This window comes from Dietzia natronolimnaea (assembly GCF_002289575.1).
Taxonomy (GTDB): Bacteria; Actinomycetota; Actinomycetes; order Mycobacteriales; family Mycobacteriaceae; genus Dietzia; species Dietzia natronolimnaea_A.
Map to the genome: position 1 here is coordinate 35,261 of NZ_NTGA01000007.1, position 18,157 is coordinate 53,417.

12 protein-coding genes are annotated in these 18,157 nt (G+C 71.2%); 8 read left to right on the forward strand and 4 right to left on the reverse strand.

What is annotated here, in order from left to right:
* The first annotated feature begins 108 nt into the window (after positions 1 to 108).
* From egtB to CEY15_RS04005, 6 genes are all read left to right on the forward strand, one after another.
* Positions 109 to 1,446 carry an ergothioneine biosynthesis protein EgtB gene (gene egtB, locus CEY15_RS03980; protein ID WP_095717405.1) on the forward strand — a complete coding sequence of 446 codons (1,338 nt, stop codon included), beginning with the start codon at positions 109 to 111 and terminating at the stop codon, positions 1,444 to 1,446.
* On the forward strand, positions 1,443 to 2,456 hold the full coding sequence (gene egtD / locus CEY15_RS03985) for an L-histidine N(alpha)-methyltransferase (protein WP_095717406.1): 1,014 nt from the start codon (positions 1,443 to 1,445) through the stop codon (positions 2,454 to 2,456). The genes egtB and egtD overlap by 4 nt, the downstream gene beginning before the upstream one ends.
* A gap of 120 nt (positions 2,457 to 2,576) precedes the next feature.
* On the forward strand, positions 2,577 to 3,857 hold the full coding sequence (locus tag CEY15_RS03990) for an HNH endonuclease signature motif containing protein (protein WP_095717407.1): 1,281 nt from the start codon (positions 2,577 to 2,579) through the stop codon (positions 3,855 to 3,857).
* A gap of 55 nt (positions 3,858 to 3,912) precedes the next feature.
* Complete coding sequence (pta, locus tag CEY15_RS03995; RefSeq protein ID WP_245847226.1) at positions 3,913 to 6,219, forward strand: phosphate acetyltransferase; 2,307 nt, start codon at positions 3,913 to 3,915, stop codon at positions 6,217 to 6,219.
* Positions 6,216 to 7,427: an acetate kinase gene (locus CEY15_RS04000; protein WP_095717408.1), complete on the forward strand. Its 1,212-nt coding sequence runs from the start codon at positions 6,216 to 6,218 to the stop codon at positions 7,425 to 7,427. Before pta ends, CEY15_RS04000 begins: the two co-directional genes overlap by 4 nt.
* Before the next feature lie 244 nt (positions 7,428 to 7,671).
* Entirely contained in the window at positions 7,672 to 9,057 is a 1,386-nt protein-coding gene (locus tag CEY15_RS04005; RefSeq protein ID WP_095717409.1) for a thrombospondin type 3 repeat-containing protein, read from the forward strand.
* A 95-nt stretch (positions 9,058 to 9,152) separates the two neighbouring features.
* On the opposite strand, the gene CEY15_RS04010 is transcribed toward CEY15_RS04005, so the two are convergent.
* From CEY15_RS04010 to CEY15_RS04020, 3 genes are read right to left on the reverse strand one after another with little or no spacing between them, the layout of a single operon-like run.
* Positions 9,153 to 11,627, reverse strand: a complete 2,475-nt coding sequence (locus tag CEY15_RS04010) for a serine/threonine protein kinase (protein ID WP_095717410.1) — start codon at positions 11,625 to 11,627, stop codon at positions 9,153 to 9,155.
* Complete coding sequence (locus tag CEY15_RS04015; protein WP_428844182.1) at positions 11,624 to 12,730, reverse strand: glutamate ABC transporter substrate-binding protein; 1,107 nt, start codon at positions 12,728 to 12,730, stop codon at positions 11,624 to 11,626. Before CEY15_RS04015 ends, CEY15_RS04010 begins: the two co-directional genes overlap by 4 nt.
* Positions 12,727 to 14,205 (reverse strand): hypothetical protein, encoded by a 1,479-nt coding sequence (locus tag CEY15_RS04020; RefSeq protein WP_245847229.1) that lies wholly within the window; start codon positions 14,203 to 14,205, stop codon positions 12,727 to 12,729. Before CEY15_RS04020 ends, CEY15_RS04015 begins: the two co-directional genes overlap by 4 nt.
* A 161-nt stretch (positions 14,206 to 14,366) precedes the next feature.
* Here CEY15_RS04020 and CEY15_RS04025 point away from each other — a divergent pair, with 161 nt between their 5' ends.
* Both CEY15_RS04025 and CEY15_RS04030 read left to right on the forward strand, forming a co-directional pair.
* A complete protein-coding gene (locus CEY15_RS04025) occupies positions 14,367 to 15,449 on the forward strand; it encodes an NUDIX domain-containing protein (protein WP_245847232.1) in 1,083 nt (360 codons plus the stop codon).
* An 85-nt stretch (positions 15,450 to 15,534) separates the two neighbouring features.
* Positions 15,535 to 17,355 carry an alkaline phosphatase D family protein gene (locus CEY15_RS04030; protein WP_095717413.1) on the forward strand — a complete coding sequence of 607 codons (1,821 nt, stop codon included), beginning with the start codon at positions 15,535 to 15,537 and terminating at the stop codon, positions 17,353 to 17,355.
* 48 nt (positions 17,356 to 17,403) lie between these two features.
* On the opposite strand, the gene thiE is transcribed toward CEY15_RS04030, so the two are convergent.
* Entirely contained in the window at positions 17,404 to 18,129 is a 726-nt protein-coding gene (gene thiE / locus CEY15_RS04035) for a thiamine phosphate synthase (RefSeq protein ID WP_095717414.1), read from the reverse strand.
* Positions 18,130 to 18,157 lie beyond the last annotated feature (28 nt).

The window sequence follows — 18,157 nt, forward strand, 5'->3', positions numbered from 1 at the left end:
GCGACGGGTCATCCGAAGACGGGTCATCCGGAGAGCGGTGGGCACCGAACCACCACGTGGATAGTCTGGCTGCAGTCAGACCGCCGACCACGAACCCGGGGAGAGCCCATGACTGTCGGAGACGTCACCACCCAAGGGCCGCAGCCGGTTCCGGGGAGCAGTGCCGGGGCCACGGTCGAGAGGTTCCTGCAGGTTCGCCGACTCACCGACCTCCTGGCCTCCCGACTGAGCCCCGAAGACCAGATCCCCCAGTCGATGACCGCCGCCAGCCCCGCTGCGTGGCACCGGGCGCACACCACGTGGTTCTTCGAGGAGTTCGTGCTGGGGCGTCTGCCGGGGTACACCTCGCCCGAGCCGGTGTTCCGGTTCCTCTTCAACTCCTATTACGAGGCCGTCGGCCCGCGCCAACCCCGGCCCCAACGCGGGCTCATCACCCGCCCGTCGGTGGCCGAGATCGGCGACTTCCGGGCGCGCGTCGACGAGGCGGTGGTGGCCGCACTCGAGGCCGGCCGGGTCGACGACCGCGGGTTGGAACTGCTCGAGCTGGGCTGCCACCATGAGCAGCAGCACCAGGAGCTGATGCTCATGGACGCCAAGCACCTGTTCTCCCACAATCCGACCGACCCCGTCTACGTGCACAGGGCCCCGGACCCGGCTCCTGCCGCGCCGGCCGAGCAGGACTGGCTCGACGTGGTCGAGGGGGTCGCCCAGGTCGGTGCCTCCGACCCCACCGACCCGTCTGATACCACCGGCCGTGCCGGGTTCTCTTACGACAACGAACGCCCGCGTCACCGGGTGTGGGTACCCGGAGGCCAGGTGGCCACCCGGCAGGTCACGGTGGCGGACTGGAAGCGGTTCATGGCCGACGGCGGGTACTCCCGCCCCGAGCTGTGGCTCTCCGACGGGTGGGCCGCCGTGCAGGCCGAGGGCTGGGACGCGCCCGGGTACTGGCGGCGCGAGGACGGCGCCGGGGACTCCGCCGCCACAGACGGGAGTGCCGCCCACGGTGACTGGACCACCTTCACCCTCTCGGGCCGCCGTCCGGTCGTGGACGCCGAGCCCGTCTGCCACGTGTCGTTCTACGAAGCCGACGCGTTCGCGCGCTGGGCCGGGGCCCGACTGCCCACCGAGTTCGAGTGGGAGGTCGCGTCCGCCGGCTGGCGGATCGCCGACGAGCTCGACCCCGACCGGTGCCACCCGCAGCCCGCCACGGAGCGGACGATCGGCGGGGTCTGGGAATGGACCTCCAGCGCCTACCTGCCCTACCCGGGGTTCGTCACCGAGGAGGGTGCGGCGGGCGAGTACAACGGCAAGTTCATGTCCGACCAGCATGTCCTGCGCGGCGGTAGCGCCCTGACCCCGGCCGGTCACACGCGGCCCACCTACCGCAACTTCTTCCCCGCGTCGTCGCGGTGGGCGGCCACCGGACTGAGGCTCGCGCGATGACCGGCGACGAGAATCCGCTTGGGACCAGGACGACGACGACCACGACGACGACGACCACGACGACGAGGCCCGCAGGCACCGACACCGCCGCCCTCGAGTCGGACCTGCGCGACGGGTTCTTCGCCGACCCGCCGACCGTTCCGCCACGCTGGTTCTACGACGAGAAGGGCAGTGTGCTCTTCGATCAGATCACCAGGGTGGTGGAGTACTACCCCACCCGGGCCGAGGCCGAGATCCTGAGGGCCCGAGGCCGCGAGATCGTGGGCGCGGCCTCGACGGTGGTCGAGCTGGGGGCCGGGACCTGCGAGAAGACCCGGGTGCTCCTCGACGTGTTGACGGACGCTCGCGCGGATGCGCGGTTCGTGCCCGTGGACATCAGCTCCGAGATGCTGGTCGAGAGCTCGCGCGCGCTGGAACAGGAGTATCCGGGCCTGCGGATCGACCCGGTCATCGGCGACATCACCGCCCTCGAGGGGCCTCTGCCGGGCGAGCCGGGAGGTCGGTTGGTGCTGTTCCTGGGAGGCACCGTCGGCAACTTCAGCGAGTCGCAGCGGGCCGGGTTCTTCCGGATGCTCCGCGCGATCATGGGCCCGGGGGACCGGCTTGCGGTGGGATTCGACCTGGTCAAGAACCCGGACCGGCTGGTGGCGGCCTACGACGACGCCGCCGGCGTCACCGCCGAGTTCAACCTCAACATGCTCGACGTGATCGCCCGGACCGTCGACTGCACGGGCCTCGACCGCAGGGACTTCCGGCACGAGGCCGTGTGGAACGCGGGAGAGAGTCGTATCGAGATGTGGTTGCGCGCGGTGCGTGAGGTGCGGATCGACTTTCCGACGCTCGGTCGGGGCCGGACCCTGGCCGCGGGTGAGGGGATCCGCACCGAGATCGCCCGGAAGTTCGAGCCCCGTGCGCTGGTCGATGAGCTCGCGGGACACGGTTTCGGCGGTGGCGCGGTCTGGACCGACGAGGCCGGGGACTTCGGGCTGGCCGTCGTCGTGGTCGATTAGGGAGCGGCCGCCCGTCCCCGGGGGCGTCGGGATCCCACGGGGCCGAGACTCCTGCCCGGCTGGTTTCGGTGCCGTCGCCGCCGCCGGTTCGATGTCGTACGTGTGTTCTATTCTCGGGCCATGCAACAGGAGGAGTGGGACGCGCCGGGGCGGGGGTCGGAGACGGCCCCGCTGGCTGACGTTCTCGCCTTTCTCGAAGCCTCCGTGGAGAATTTGTGCCAGGTCGGCTGGTCGGACCAGGACGCGGATGCGCTGGTCGAGGCTGTGGGCCGGACCGAGATCGTTGTCCGCAGGCTTGAGGCCGCCGGGGCCCGCGCCACTGCCGAACTCGCAGCCCTGCACCGGCGGAAAGGTCGTTCCAGCGGGGGAGTCGCCGCCCTGCTGGCGGAGAACCTGGGGTTATCCAGAGGAGCCGTCCACGGGCGGATCGAGGCGGGCGGGAGGCAGGCCACCCCGGCCGGGCGGGCGGTGGCGGTCGGGGAGATCACCGCCGAGCACGAGCGGGTCATCGCTAAGGCGGTCTCCGGGCTCCCCGGGTCGATCGGCGGGGCCGCGGCGACCCGGTTCGCCGAGGGGCTCACCGAGTTCGCGCGCACCGTCGCTCCGGCAGAGTTGCGGGCCGAGGCCGCCCGCCGCGTTTCGGCCCTGTGCCCAGGCCGCGGCAAGGATCGCGAGGACCATCAGGAACGACAACGGTCGGCGCGGCTCGGCGCGGTCCGGCGCGACGGGACCAGCACTCTGACCATGACGCTGACGCCGCGCGGACGAGCGCTGGTCGAGCGTGCGCTGTGTGACTTCGGCGGACCCGGTGGGGCCGTGGCGGGTGAACCCGGGTCGGACCAGCGAACCCCGGAGCAGCGAGCTCACGACGCGCTCGTGCACCAGTGGGCCCTCGGCTCGACCGTCGACCCCGCCCGGCCCAAGGGAATCGCCACCATCGTGGTGCGCGTAACCCCGGAGCAACTCGAGCACCCCGACGCGCTGGTGGAGACCGACTCCGGTACCCAACTCAGCGTCCGCCAGGCCGTCTCGATGGCCGGGACGCTCCCGTGGTTCGTCTCGTTGCTGCGCGACGGTCTCGAGGAACTGCACCGGATCGACGTCGATTCCCACCCCGAGCGCCGCCTGGCCTCCGCCATTCAGCGCCTGGTTCTGTACGCCGCGCACGGAGGGTGCACCTTTCCGGGATGCTCCGCGCCAGCCAGGAGAAGCCAGTTCCATCATGTGAAGGAGTGGTCGCGAGGCGGGCCGACCACAGTCGGAAACGGTACGTTGGGTTGTCCCGTGCACCACGCCTTCGTCGGTGACGGCCCGTCGGCATGGACCACCCGAGCCGACCCCGCCGCTCCTGGTCGCTGTACGTGGGTGCCGCCCGGGGTCGACAGGCTCACCGATGTCTAGGGCCGCACGGGGTGTACTGGGTGTGCCGGGCCGCTCGCGCTGTCACAATGCCCTCGTGCCCGATTCCGCCGTGCCCGATTCCCCCGTACCCGAGACCCTCCTGGCTGAGCCCTCCGCGCCCACGATCCCGTCCCCGGTTACCGAGGTCCCCCTGTCCTCCTCCGCGGTCTACGTCGCCGCGCCCGAGGGCGACACCGGGAAATCGACCGTCGCTCTGGGCCTGCTGCGGATCCTCGCCGGGACCGTCCAGAGGGTGGGGGTGTTCCGTCCGGTCACCGTCGCGCCACGCGTCGCCGATTCCGGGACCGGACAAGGCGCGGACTCCGCCAAGGGAACAGACCCCGCGCGCGACCGCATCGTGGAGATGCTGCTCCAGCACACCACCGTGGATCTCGACTACGAGGACTGCGTCGGCGTGACCAACGTCCGGGTGCACGAGGATCGCGAGTCGGCGCTCGCCGAGATCGTGGACCGATACCACGTGGTGGCCAGGCAGTGCGATGTGGTGGTGATCCTCGGGACCGATTACACGGGCGTGCCCAGCCCCACCGAGTTCGACTTCAACGCCACCCTCGCGGTGAACCTCGGCGCGCCCGTTCTGCTGGTGCTCCGCGGCGCCGATCGGACTCCGGGGGAGATCGGCACCAACGCCCGATTGACCCTGGAGGAGCTCCGGCAGGAGCACGCCCACCCAGTGGGCGTCGTCGTCAACCGGTGCGACCCTGAGGACCTGGAGTCCGTTCAGGCCGAGCTCGCGCCCCTGGACCTGCCCGCCTGGACGCTGCCCAGCCAGGCCCTTCTCACCGCGCCCACGATGGGCGAACTGGTCGAGGCCGTGGACGGCACGCTCTACTCCGGTGACCCGGCCCTGCTGGACCGCGAGGTCATGAACCTCATGGTGGGCGGGATGACCGGCGAGCGCATTCTGGAGCGGTTGGTGGACGGCATGGTCGTGATCGTGCCCGCCGACCGGACCGACGCCGTGCTCGCGGTCCTCACCGCGCACGCAGCGGAGGGGTTCCCGTCGTTGGCCGGGATGATCTGGAACGGCGGTCTCATGCCGAACGCGGCGATGGACCGACTGGTCAGGGGGATGCGCTCGACGTTGCCGATTGTCTGCACCTCCCACGGCACCTACGACACCGCCCGCCTGGCGGCGGACACACGCGGGCGCGTCTACTCCGGGTCGGGGCGGAAGGTCGAGACGGCGCTGAGCCTGATGGAGACCCACATCGACACCGAGGAGCTGCTGGCCCGTCTGCGCGTGGACACCCCCAGTGTGATGACGCCGCAGATGTTCGAGCACCAGCTCCTAGAGCGTGCCCGCGCGGACAAGCGTCACATCGTGCTCCCCGAGGGTGACGACGACCGCATCCTCCACGCCGCGGGTCGGCTGCTGCGTCGAGATGTCGCCGATCTGACCATCCTGGGCGATTCCGAGACCGTGCGCCGACGCGCGGACGAACTGGGGATCGACCTGGCCGGGGCGCAGATCCTCGATCCGCGACACAGCGAGCACGCCGAGCCTTTCGCCCGGCAGTACGCGACGCTGCGCGAGCACAAGGGCATGACCCTGGACGTCGCCCGCGACCGAATGCTCGACATCTCCTACTTCGCCACCATGATGGTGCACACCGGCCTCGCCGACGGAATGGTCTCCGGCGCCGCCCACACGACCGCGCACACCATCCGGCCCGCCCTGGAGATCATCCGGACGAAGCCGGGCGTGAAGACCGTGTCCAGCGTGTTCCTCATGTGCCTGTCCGACCACGTTCTGGCCTTCGGCGACTGCGCTGTGGTCCCCGCTCCGACCGCCGAACAGCTCGCCGACATCGCGTTGTCCTCCGCCGAGACGGCATCCCGGTTCGGCGTGGAGCCACGGGTCGCGCTGCTCTCGTACTCCACCGGCGACTCAGGCAGCGGAGCAGACGTGGACAAGGTGCGCGAGGCCACCGAGATCGTGTGCGCGCGCATCGCCGCCGCGGGCGAGGGGGACCCGGTGGCGGACCTCATGGTGGACGGGCCGCTGCAGTTCGATGCCGCCGTCGACCCCACCGTGGCTCGCAAGAAGATGCCGGACTCGCCGATCGCCGGCCGCGCCACCGTGCTGATCTTCCCCGACCTCAACACGGGCAACAACACCTACAAGGCGGTGCAGCGTACCGCCGGCGCCGTGGCGATCGGCCCGGTCCTGCAGGGGCTCCGCAAGCCCATCAACGACCTCTCGCGTGGTGCGCTGGTCGAGGACATCGTCAACACCGTCGCCATCACCGCCGTTCAGGCGCAGGGCTCAGGCGTTAAGGCGCAGGGCTCGGCCGTTCAGGCGCAGGGCTCGGCCGACGACCAGGCAGGCGACTCGTGACCCGCGTCCTCGTCATCAACTCGGGGTCGTCCTCCCTCAAGCTGCAGATCATCGACACCGCGGTCGAGGCGGAACTGGCGTGGGCGCTGGTCGAACGGATCGGAGACCCCGTCGGCACCCTGGCCGTGCGTCGCGGTGACCTGGCCGGCTCGCCGGGTGAGGAGAGCACCGTCGAGGCCGCCTTCCCGGACCACACCGCAGCGCTGAGCCGGGTCCTGGAGGAGGCGGGGCGGCTCGGCGCTCACCCCACCGACCTGGGGGTCGAGGCGATCGGCCACAGGGTGGTCCACGGCGGGCCGGACTTCCACGAACCGGTCGAGGTCACTCCCGAGGTGGAGGCGGGCATCGAGAGGCTCGAGCTGCTGGCGCCGCTCCACAACCCCGCCAACCTGCGCGGGATCCGCGTGGCGCGGGATCTGCTTCCGGGCCTGCCGCACGTCGCGGTGTTCGACACGGGGTTCTTCCACACGCTGCCCGCCGCCGCGCACACATACGCGATCGATCGTGCGGTGGCGAAGGCCTGGGATCTGCGCCGCTACGGTTTCCACGGCACCAGCCACGAATTCGTCTCGCGTCGCACGGCAGAGGTCCTTGGGCGCCCGTACGACGAGGTGAACCAGATCGTGCTGCATCTCGGCAACGGGGCCTCGGCCTCGGCGATCGCCGGCGGTCGGGCGGTCGATACCTCCATGGGGCTCACGCCGCTCGAGGGTCTGGTCATGGGCACCCGTCCCGGTGACCTCGACCCCGGTCTGATCATTCACCTCATCCGCGATCGCGGCATGTCGCCTGAGGACGTCTCCACACTTCTCAACCGTAGGTCGGGTCTGGAAGGGTTGGCGCGGGCGAGAGACTTCCGCGAGTTGCTCGCGCGGGTCGACGATGGTGACCGCGACGCCGCTCTGGCCTACGAGGTGGTCGTCCATCGCCTGCGCCGCTACATCGGCGGATACTGGGCGGTTCTCGGCGACGTCGACGCCATCACCTTCACTGCCGGCGTGGGTGAGAACGTCGCCCGACTGCGTGCGGACGTGTTGTCCACCCTCGGCGGTTGGGGGGTGGAACTCGACCCGCAGGCCAACGAGGACGGGACGGGCGAGCGGATCATCTCGCGCGCCGGTGGCCGGGTCGCGGTCCTGGTGGTCCCGACGGATGAGGAGCTGGCGATCGCCCGGGCGTGCGACACGGTCCTGGGGTTGGGAAGATAGGCCGGCGGTGCGGAGCGCCCTTTACATAAGAACGTTCTTAGTAATAAGGTGTGGGTTCTCCTCCCGCGCGTCAGGCCGGTACTGACGAAGCTGGTCGATGACGAAACCTCCAGGATCCGAGCCTGCCGCCGGATGCGCTGCCGAGAGTGCCGCCGAACCCGCCCGCGAATCGCGGCGCGGCCGGCCACGCCGTCGTCGAAGGAGCGGTCTGATCCCTGTCGCCCTCGCGGCCGCGGTCACCCTGGTGCTCGGCGGAGCATCCGTCGCCCGGGCCGTCTCCGCCTCGCCCCTGGACGCTCATACCGACCTCGAGTTCTCCCTCGACGGCACCACGTGGTCGGACGCGCCGGACCTCGTCCTGGGGTCGTGGGGGTGCGACCTCGCCGGCGGGCCCGCGCACACCGATCCCGAGGGTGCGATCGGGGGCACCCCCGGGGTGGACCCGTGTTCGATGGCGCCGGGCCAGTCGATCGACAGGACCTATCACGTCCGCAACGCCACCTTGACAGGGCGGACCGGGCGATACGCGGTGGGGGTCGGCGACTACCTCGTCTCCGGCGAGGCCGAGTTCGACGTGGGCAGCACCCTCACAGGCGCCGTTGAGGTCGACTCCCGGACCGTGACCCTCTACGGCGCCGACACGCCCCGCGCCGACGAGTCCCCGGCTCGCGGGACTACGGTGGCGGCTCTCGACCTCGCTCCCGGGCAGACGGCGACGGTGGTCGACCAGGTGTCAGTGCCCCTCGATGTGGAGAACTACACGCAGCGGCAGAGCGTGAGTCCGATGATCTGGGTGTCCTTCTCCGACATCGGTGTGGTGGACACCGACGGAGACGGTCTGCCCGACCTCGTCGAGGACCAGCTCGGCCTCGACCCCACCGACCCGGTCAACCGCCTGCCCGACGGCAGGATCGGCCGGAGCTTCGGGCCCGAGCCGTTCCTGCCTTTGGCGTCCGAGGGGAGTGTGCTCGACGTGGATCACTCGACCCTCCCGCCCGGTCTCAGGCTCGAGGACGGGGTCCTGGTGGGCACGCCCACGAGGGCCGGGACCTACGACATCGGGTTCACCGTCACCCTGCCCGACGGGGCCACCTACGAGTCCGTTCGACGAGTGGTGATCCGTCCCGGACCCGGCGGTGGCTCCGTGGACCTGCCCGACCTCATCTGGCCGGTGGTGATCGTCGGGGTGATCGGACTCATCCTGGGTCCGGCGCTCGGGTCCCTGGGTGGGTCCCTGGGTGGGGTGATCGGGGACTCACTCGGCGGCTCACTGGGTGGAGGGACGGGTGGATGGCCCGGTGGGTCGGCCGGCGGGTCCCCGGACGGGTCATCCGACGGCTCGGCCTCATCCGGTTCCGCACCCGGCGACTCTGCGCCCGTGTCCCCGCCGCGCTCCCCGTCCTCCCCGGCGGGCCCCGGTGGCACCGGCGAGCTCCCCGCGAACGTGGTGACGCCGCGCGAGGGCGCGCCGTCGTCGGAATGGTCGCGTGCCAACTCCCAGGTGCACGGGTCGCTGGCGGAGACCGGTGTGGGAGCGACGGAACTGCTGCTCTGGGCCCTCACCGCCGCTGCGGCGGGAGTGACCCTGATCCTGCTGGCCAGCCGGCGGCGCCGCGAGCCCGAGGACTGAGACGACGAGAGGTGGGGACCCGAGGGCCGGGGTCCGGACACCGGGAAACCGATCGCCGGGCATCCGAGGTCCGGGGATCCGACACCCTGACGGCGTCAGAACAGGGTTCGAGGCCGGATGCTGTTGGCCTGGTCCACCAACCGGAAGCGCTGCTGTCGGGTCTCGGTGGACCGCGCGAGCGACCGCAACACCGTCTCCGCGCCCGTTCTCAGACCGAACTCGGTGAACGGCACCCCGCGCATCAGTGGCGAAGGTGAGGGGTCGTTTCCGGGGAGCTGGATCCAACTCAGTGCCGTGGTCAGCACGGTGAGGCGGATCTGGACGGCCCGGTGCTCACCGGCGGACAGGTTGGCGACGCGGCGGGCGGCCTCGCGTAGGTGGGATTCCTCGGTCTCCCGCAGGGGCCGCCCCTGGCACAGCAGCAGGATCGCGGTGAGATTGGCCAGGGCCGAGTACCGCGAGTTGGGCGGGACCCGGTCCAGCTCCTCGATCGCTGCCGCGACCTCTCCGCGCCTCTGCAGCTGCCGCGCCAACCCGAATGCGGAACTGACCACCGACCGGTCCACGGACCACACCGTGCGGTAGAAGTGCTCGCTCGACCGCGCCCACCGTGCCCGGTCCGCCTCCGGGCAGACGTCGAGGATGAGCTCGGCGGTCGCCGCGAGCGCCAGCTTGGGCCCGTTCTCCCCCGGCATGGCCGACAACACCTGCTGGAACTTCGGATAGGCACCCACGGGATCCCCCTTGAGCAGGGCGATCACCCCGACGTACCAGACCAGGCGCCACTCCGAGCGGAGCCGATCGGAGTTCTCCTCCAGCAACGCCTCGGCCGAGGCGAGGTCTCCGCTCTCGAGGTAGGCGCGGGCGAGCGACATGATCACCCCCACGCTGTCGTGGGCCTCGGACTCGTAGTCCGAGTACAGCTCGCGGAGCGTGTCGATCCGCTGCTCCACGGAGGTGTAGGAGGTGGCGGCCAGGATGCGCCCGGCGGGATCGGAGGACTCCATCAGCGGCACGGGCAGGGCGTCGACGAGCTCGGCGCCGGTCAGGGTGGTGTCGCGGGCGTGACCGTCGACGAGGAAATCGGTCGGCTCCACCGTGAACAACGTGCCGAACGTGGACCGCTGTGGTGAGAACACCGAGGAGAACGCGGGATGCGGGATCCCGGTACGCAGCGCGAGGACCTCGCGCAAGACGCCCATCAGCTGGCCGGCCATCCCGTTGGCGCTGCGGAACCGGGTGCTCGGGTCCTCGCTGGTGGAGCGCAACAGGAAGCGGTAGAGCGAGTCGTACCGGCTGAACACCGGCTCCTCGACGGGGGAGGGGATCCCGTCTGCGTAGCGGCCGTCGACCACCGGCAGACGGACGATCAACGACGCCAGGGTGCGCCCCACGGTGTAGAGGTCGGAGGCGATGGTGGGGCCGGTCTCGGGGATCTCCGGCGCCTGGAAGCCCGGTGTGCCGTAGATGTGCCCGTAGTCACCGACGCCCGAGACCGCGCCCATGTCGATGAGCTTGACGTGGTCCTCCGTGAGCATGATGTTCTCGGGCTTGAGGTCGTTGTAGACCAGCCCCACGGAGTGCAGGTAGGACAGCGCTGTGAGAGCCTCGAGGACGTACGCGATCGCCTTCTCCACCGGCAGGACGCGGCCGGGCGCCGACCTGCGCACGTCCCGCAGGCTGGGCCCGCCGACGTACTCCATGACGATGTAACCGCCGTGGGTGGGCGAGGTGGCCCAGTCGTCGTGGATGAAGTTGTAGATCCTCACGATCGACGGGTGGGAGAGTTCGGCCAGGATCTCCCGCTCCGCCACCGCCACCTCCTGCGCCTCCGCCTGGTCGGCGTGGAGCAGGCCCTTGAGCACGACCCACCGGTCGGACACGTTGTGGTCGACGGCGAGGTAGATCCAGCCCATCCCACCGTGAGCGAGCGCGCCGCGGACCTCGTACTGGTCAGCCACCACGTCGCCGGGTCGGAGTTCGGGCCGCGGGAGTCGTCCGTCGGAGGCCTCGCACTCCGCCTCGATGTCCTCCGGCGAGAGCATGGCCGAGTGGGGATCCACCGGGATGATGTAGGGCAGGTCCACCAGCCCCTCAGACGCCGGGCTCGGTCGGTCCTCGGGCTTACTGGGCTGTCGCATCCGGAACGGCGCCGAGCCGGCGCGGTCACCGGTGGGTAGGTCGCCGGTTCGGGCGGAGGGCCGCTCCACGGGGACCGCGCGGGTGCGCGACTCGGGGTCCTCGGTGGCGTCCTCGGTGGACACGGGTCCGGTGACGGCGCCCGCCTCGTCCGCATCGGTGACCGGGGTGCCGCCGGAGTCCTCGAGGTATCCGGTCATCGAGACGACGCCCGTGGCCGCGATGGCGCCGGTCGCCGCCATCGCCCCGGTCGCTTCCATCGCCCCGGTGGCGGGCATCGCGCCGGTGGCGGGCATCGCCCCGGTGGCGGGCATCGCGCCCGTGACGGCCACGGCCGACGTGTCCTGCGTCGGCTCGGGCCGGAACGTGGCCTGGGTTCCGGCGGTCGGCTCGTCGGGGGCGGGTCCGTCATCCGCGCCGCGGTAGCTCATCGCGGTTCCTCCGGCACGTAGGTCGGCGCGGGCATCCCGGGGCTCGGGCCCAGTCCGGAGAGCCAGGTGGAGTACATCTGGTTCCACGTTCCATCGGCCCGGATCCGCTCGAGCGTCGAGTTGACCTGCCGGACCAGACCATCCGTGTCGTTCCCGGGGGTCGACTTGGCGATGCCCACCCCGTACGGCTCCGCGTTGAGCTGCGGGCCGACGATCTCCAGGTACGGATCCTGGGCGGTGATGCCCACCAGGATGGCGTCGTCGGTGGTGATGGCGTCCACCTGGTTCTGTTGGATGGCCACCAGGCAGTCGGCCCACGTGTTGACCGACAGCACCGTGAGCCGGTCCAGCTCCTCCCACAGGCGGGAGGCCGACGTGGTTCCCGCCGCCACGCACACCCGCCGGCCCTCGAGGTGCTCGATCTCGGTGATCCCGGAGCCCCGCACGGCCAGCACACGCTGGTAGGCGCGGTAATACGGCACCGAGAAGGTGATCACCTCCCGGCGCGCGCAGGTGATGGACATCGACCTGATCACCACGTCGACCTGGTTGTTCTCCAACGCCTCGATCCGATTGGCCGAGGTCAGGGACCGGAACTCCACCTGGCCGGGATCCCCGAAGATGTCCCGGGCGATCTCCCGGGCCAGGTCCACGTCGAAGCCGGTGAGCTGACCGGTGGCCGGGTCACGGAAGGAGAACAGGTTGGACCCCTGGTCCAGGCCCACGATCAACCGTCCCCGATCGCGGATGCGGGGGACGCGTTCCTCGGGTGTGGCGTCATCCGGGCGCAGGCTCGGGAGCGGGTCGCAGGACTCGTCCGCCGAGACCTGGGGTAGACCCGTCGGACTCTCGGTGGTGACGACCGCTCCGGCCGGGAGCGGCATCACTGCGGAGACCTCGGGGATGCCGACGTAATCGGATCCGGTCACCACCGAGGCCGTCTCCCGGCCCGGCCCGCCGTCGTCACCGCGCGCCTCGTCGTCGTCGTCGACCCCACACGCGCCGGAGACCGCCAGGGCGGCCACCAGGACACCCCCGGTCACCACGCGGGCGGCCCGCCGCCCGGCGCTCCCCCCGGACCGCCACGTCCCCCGCGCACTCACAGGTACTCCCTGATCCGGGGGGCGATCCCCACGATGACGGCGAAGGCGGCGAGCGCGGACAACGCCATGATGAGGTCCGGCCCTGTGGCAGAGGTACGCCGTGCGTTGTCGATACGTGTGCGCAGGGTGTCGCGGGCCTCCTCGATCGCGTCCTGCATCGACTCGTCGAACTCGTCGAAGGCGGCCCCCGAATCGCCCTCGCCCTGTCCCGAGGAGATGAGGATCGCCCCCTGGTAGTCACCTTGCTGATACAGCGAATCCGCGCGGTTCTGCGCGGCCATCCACTCGTCCAGGGCCTCGATCGCGCTGGTGACGGCGCCGTCTCCGTCCAGGCTGGTGCGGCTGCGGGACTCCTCGTCGGAGTCGAGGTAGACGGTCAACGTGTCGCGGACGCCGCCCAGGATGGCGGCCCGTTCGGCCGCGGACCCCTCGGGATCGGTCCGCCGCACCAGGTTCAACGTCTCCTGCGCGCGCACCTTCTGGGCGTTGATCCGCTGTCGGGTCAGTTCGTTCATCGGAGCCGCGCCCTCGGACAGTCCGCGCGCGTTGTTGTTGGCGGCCAGGAACCCGGCGATCATGGTGAGCAGGAAGGTCGCCACCATGAGCACCGAGGCCAGCGCCAACGCGGGGTTGACCCGCCGCCCGGTGATCTTCCACAACCACTGTTGCAGCAGCACCAGCACCGCGATCGCCAGCCCCAGCAGCACGAAGGATCCCCATGGCGGCGAGGACCACTCGCGGTCGGACTCCCCGACGGAAGTCGACTGGCGGTCGTACAGGTCGGCGGCCGCGGGAAGGATCGTGTCCTGCATGAGGGTGGAGGCCGACGCGAGGTACGCCGAACCGACCGGGTTGGCGACCCGGTTGTTGGTCCGGGCCGTCTCCACGAGTCCGGTGTAGGTGGTCAACTGGGCGTTGATGTGCGCGAGTTGGTCGATCGACTCCTCGTCCGAGCGGTCGAGGCCCTGCGAGGCGGCGATGATCGACGCCGAGGAGGCGGCGATGGCCTGCAGGTAGCGATCCCTGAGCTCGGCGGGTTCGATACCCCCGGTGATGAACGCGGTGTTGGCCGCCGAGTCGGCGATGGTCAGGGAGCTGTACAGGGTCTGGGAGGCGTTGGCCACGGGCTCGACCTCGGCCAGCAGGGTCTCGTGGTGGCTCTGGCGTTGGGTGATGGTCTGCGACGCCACGGTGCCGCCGAACAGCACCGCCACGATCGCGACCACCGCGAAGACCGACATCCGACCCGGCGTGGTGAGGGCGTCGTTCCAGAACCGTGCGGCCCGGCGACGCACCGGACGTCGGCGGCTGAACGCGATGTCCTCGGAGCCGGATCCCACGGACGTGCCCCCGCCGGGACCCCCGCCCGCCCCCGGAGTGGACCCGGAGCGCGCGCCCGGAGCGGAACCCGGCTGCGAGCCGGGCCTCGCGTCGCGTCTCTGCGTGAGGGTCGGGAGGCCCATCTGGTCACTCACCTCCCGGTTCTCTCACCGCCGATGCCGGGGATCCGGTGGGCGTGTGTCCCAGGTTAGTGAAGTGGCGCGGCGGCGTCGGGCAGACTGGACGAGGAGTGCGCGGTTCCGCCCGATCCGGGGCGGATCCGATCCGGTGAGGCGTCCGGTGGAGTGGAGGACCAGTGGCCACGAGTGAGGGTGACGGTAACGGCTGGGTCGTGTCCGCGGGCGGCGACCGACGATGGGGACGCTTTGGTGCCGCGGGCCTGCTCCTGCGCGCGGCCGATCCGACGGATCCGGACATCCCGCTCGTCCTGTTGCAGCACCGTGCGGTGTGGACGGCCTCCGGTGACACCTGGGCCCTGCCCGGAGGAGCGCGTGACTCCTCGGAGGACGCGTCGCAGGCGGCCCTGCGGGAGACGCAGGAGGAGGCCGAGATCAGGCCCGCCGACGTGGTGGTCCGGGCCGTGCGGGTGACGTCTCGGATGCCCGGCACGGTGTGGCACCGGCCCGGGCTGGACATGCGCCACGTGTCCGAGATGATGCGTCGCCTGCGGCCCGACCAGAAGCACTCGGACGATCCGGCGGTCCGCGCCCGGACGATCCCGCCGCTGGTGCAGGAGTCGACCGACGCGGTGGAGTGGACGTACACGACCGTGGTCGCCGACGCCCCGCGCGCGCTGGAGACGGTGCCGAACAACGAGAGTCTGGAACTGCGGTGGGTGCCCGAGACCCGGGTCGCCGATCTGCCACTGATGCCCGCGTTCGCCCAGGCCTGGGCGAACGGGCTCCGCTCCCGACCGGTGGAACTCGTGGTGGACGTGGCCAACGTCCTGGGCTCCCGGCCGGACGGGTGGTGGAGGGATCGGGCCGGCGCCACCGCGCGTCTGCTCGAGGAGCTGAGTACGACCATGCCCCGGACGGTCGAGCTGCCCGACGGGTTCGGGTGGGTGGCCCGCGCGCACGCCGTGATCGAGGGGGCCGCCAGACGGGCCGAGCACTCCGGTCCGTTCGTCGTCCACCGCGCGTCCGGTTCGGGCGACGACGCGATCGTCGACCTCGCCACCGATCTCGCCACGGATCTCGCCCCAGGCATTGATATAGATCTCGATACAGGGCCCGCTGCCGTGCCCGCCGGAGACGGGGCCGGTGAGGGTGAGGCGGGCGGGTCCCGCCGGGTGGTCGTGGTGACGGCCGACCGGGGGCTGCGGGCCAGACTGCCGCCGGGCGTCGTCGCCGTCGGCCCCCGAGCTCTGCTCGACTAGGGACTGCGCCCTGCTCGACTAGGGACTGCGCCCCTTCCGCTGCCGTAGCACACGCCACGCCGCGGGCCGGGTGCACACTGGTGCAATGACTCAGCCCCCCACGCCGCCCGAGATCCTGGTCGGACCCATGCTGCGGTACGTCGACAGCACGGACGCGACGGTGTGGCTCGAGGTGTCCGCGCCGTGCACGGTGACGATCCGGGCCGGGGACAGTGAGGCCTCCGAGCGATCGTGGGGTGTCCACGGGCACCACTTCGCGGTGCTGCACCTGCGTGATCTCGAGCCCGGGGTGGAGACGCCCTACCAGGTGGCGCTCGACGGCGCGCCCGCCTGGCCCGTGGAACCGGAGCGCCCCAGTGTCATCCGCACCCCGAGGGCCGACGACACCGTCCGCCTGGCCTTCGGGTCCTGTCGGCGTGGTGAGAGCCAGACCCCGGTGGCGTTGCGCCGGATCGGGGCCGACGCGCTGGTCGCGCTGGCGCACCAGATGGCCCGCACGCCGCACGACGACTGGCCCGATGCCATGCTGCTGCTCGGCGACCAGGTGTACGCCGACATCCCCAGCCGCGAGATCACCGAGCGGCTGGCCGCGCGTCGCCGTGCCGGTCAGGGGCCGCGGTCGGTGCGCGACTCCGCCGGGGACGGCGGTGACCGCGACGTGTCCGGGGAGATCTGCGACTTCGAGGAGTACTCCTGGCTGTACCACGAGTCGTGGCGGGACCCGGATGTCCGCTGGCTGCTGTCGACCGTGCCCAGCTGCATGATCCTCGACGACCACGACCTGCGCGACGACTGGAACTCCTCGCACGCCTGGCGCCGGGAGATGACGGCCCAGCCGTGGTGGCCTGAGCGCGTGAAGGGGGCGTTCGCCAGCTACTTCGTCTACCAGCACCTGGGCAATCTCGCGCCGTGGGAGTTGGAGGCCGACGCGGTGTATCAGGCGGTGCGGTCCGCGGGATCCGATGCCGAACGCGAGCGGATCCTCGACGATTTCGCCCTGTCCGCCGACGCCGACCGCGATACCGCGCGGTGGAGCTTCCGCCGCGACTTCGGCCGGGTGCGGGTGGTGATGCTCGACGTGCGTGCCTCTCGTCGGTTGGACCCCGGTGACCGACGAGTGATGGATCCGCGGGAGTGGGAGTGGGCGCGGGAGGCCTGCCTGGGGGCCGAGGTCGACCACCTGGTGATCGCGTCGTCCCTGCCCGCCTTCATGCTGCCGGCGCTGCACCACCTGGAGGGGTGGAACGAGGCGGTGAGCCGCGACCGACCGGACAAACCGCTGTCCGCCCGGATCGGTGAGTGGGTGCGTCTGACCGTCGACCTCGAACACTGGGCGGCGTTCCGGAACAGTTTCGACGACCTGATCGGATTGCTCACCGAGGTCGCGGCCGGGGACCACGGCCGCCCGCCCGCGTCGATCCTCATGCTGGGCGGGGATGTCCACTGCTCGTATCTGGAGGAGGTCGACCTCACCGCGCCCCGGGCGCGGAACTCGCCCACCAGGGTCCACCAGTTGGTCATGTCCCCGTTCCGCAATCCTCTACAGAAGTCGATCCGGATGGTCAACCGGATCTCGGTCCGGAATCCCGCGCCCGCGCTGACCCGCCGGCTCGCCGAGGTGGTCGGTGTGCGCGAGCCACAGGTGAGGTGGGACGTCACCGACGGGATCTGGTTCCACAACGGGGTCATGACCCTTGTGCTGCGCGGCCGTCGCGCCACCGTCAAGGTGGAACACGCGTACGTGGAGTGGCCCGCACGCGGCCTGGGGAGGGTGCTGACGCTCGTACCCGGCCTGGCGCCGGACTCCTGGGGCCGGAGAGGACGACGACGACGAGGTGGGGACGACCTCGAGGCCAAGCCCCGTCAGGTCCTGCGCAGGACGCTGACCAAGGAGCTCACCGACTGACCGGGCACTCGCCGGCCCGCGACCTGTACCGCCCCGCGTGGTGGCGGGTCAGTCCAGCACCGAGCGCAGGTCGCGCGCCGCGGCCGTGGGGTCGTCCGCGTCGGTGATCGCGCGGACCACCACCGCCCGCCGGGCTCCCGCGGCCAGCACGTCGGGGAGGTTCTGCCGGTTGATCCCGCCGATGGCGAACCAGGGCTTGGCCCCGGGGTGGTCCGCCCTCGCCGCAGCGTGACCCACCAGGTCCAGGCCCGGAGCGTGGCGGCCGGGCTTGGTGGGCGTGGGCCACACCGGGCCGGTGCAGAAGTAGTCGACCTGCGGGTCCGCCACCGCGGCGTCGACCTCCCCGGGGGCATGGCACGACAGGCCTATCACCACGTCGTCGCCGACCACGCGGCGCGCCCATTCCACCGGCAGGTCGTCCTGGCCCACGTGCAGTACGTCCGCACCCGACGCCACCGCCACGTCGGCCCGGTCGTTGACGGCCAGCAACGCACCGTGCGAGTCGCACACCTCGCGCATCGCCGCCAGCGCGCGCAGCTCGTAGGCGGCCTCCAGCGGACCGTCCCCACGTTCACCGGGAGAGTTCTTGTCCCGCAGTTGCACGATGTCCGCACCACCGGCCAGCGCGGCGGCGACGTCCCGGCGCAGCGCCGGGAAGTCTCCGGACCACCCCTGCTCGCGCGCCTGCTCGTCGAGGTGTCGTCGTGCGTCGATGCAGAGGTAGAGCCGGGCGTCGGCGAGGCGGGAGCGGAGTCGGTCGGCGTGGGCGGTCATGTGCGTAACCGTAGGCGATGGCCCCACT

What these genes read in the sequence shown, in the direction of transcription:
- egtB (WP_095717405.1), top strand. Translation starts at nt 109, where the DNA reads ATGACTGTCGGAGACGTCACCACCCAAGGGCCGCAGCCGGTTCCGGGG.
- CEY15_RS03990 (WP_095717407.1), top strand. Translation starts at nt 2,577, where the DNA reads ATGCAACAGGAGGAGTGGGACGCGCCGGGGCGGGGGTCGGAGACGGCC.
- CEY15_RS04030 (WP_095717413.1), top strand. Translation starts at nt 15,535, where the DNA reads ATGACTCAGCCCCCCACGCCGCCCGAGATCCTGGTCGGACCCATGCTG.
- CEY15_RS04010 (WP_095717410.1), bottom strand. Translation starts at nt 11,627, where the DNA reads ATGAGCTACCGCGGCGCGGATGACGGACCCGCCCCCGACGAGCCGACC.
- thiE (WP_095717414.1), bottom strand. Translation starts at nt 18,129, where the DNA reads ATGACCGCCCACGCCGACCGACTCCGCTCCCGCCTCGCCGACGCCCGG.
- egtD (WP_095717406.1), top strand. Translation starts at nt 1,443, where the DNA reads ATGACCGGCGACGAGAATCCGCTTGGGACCAGGACGACGACGACCACG.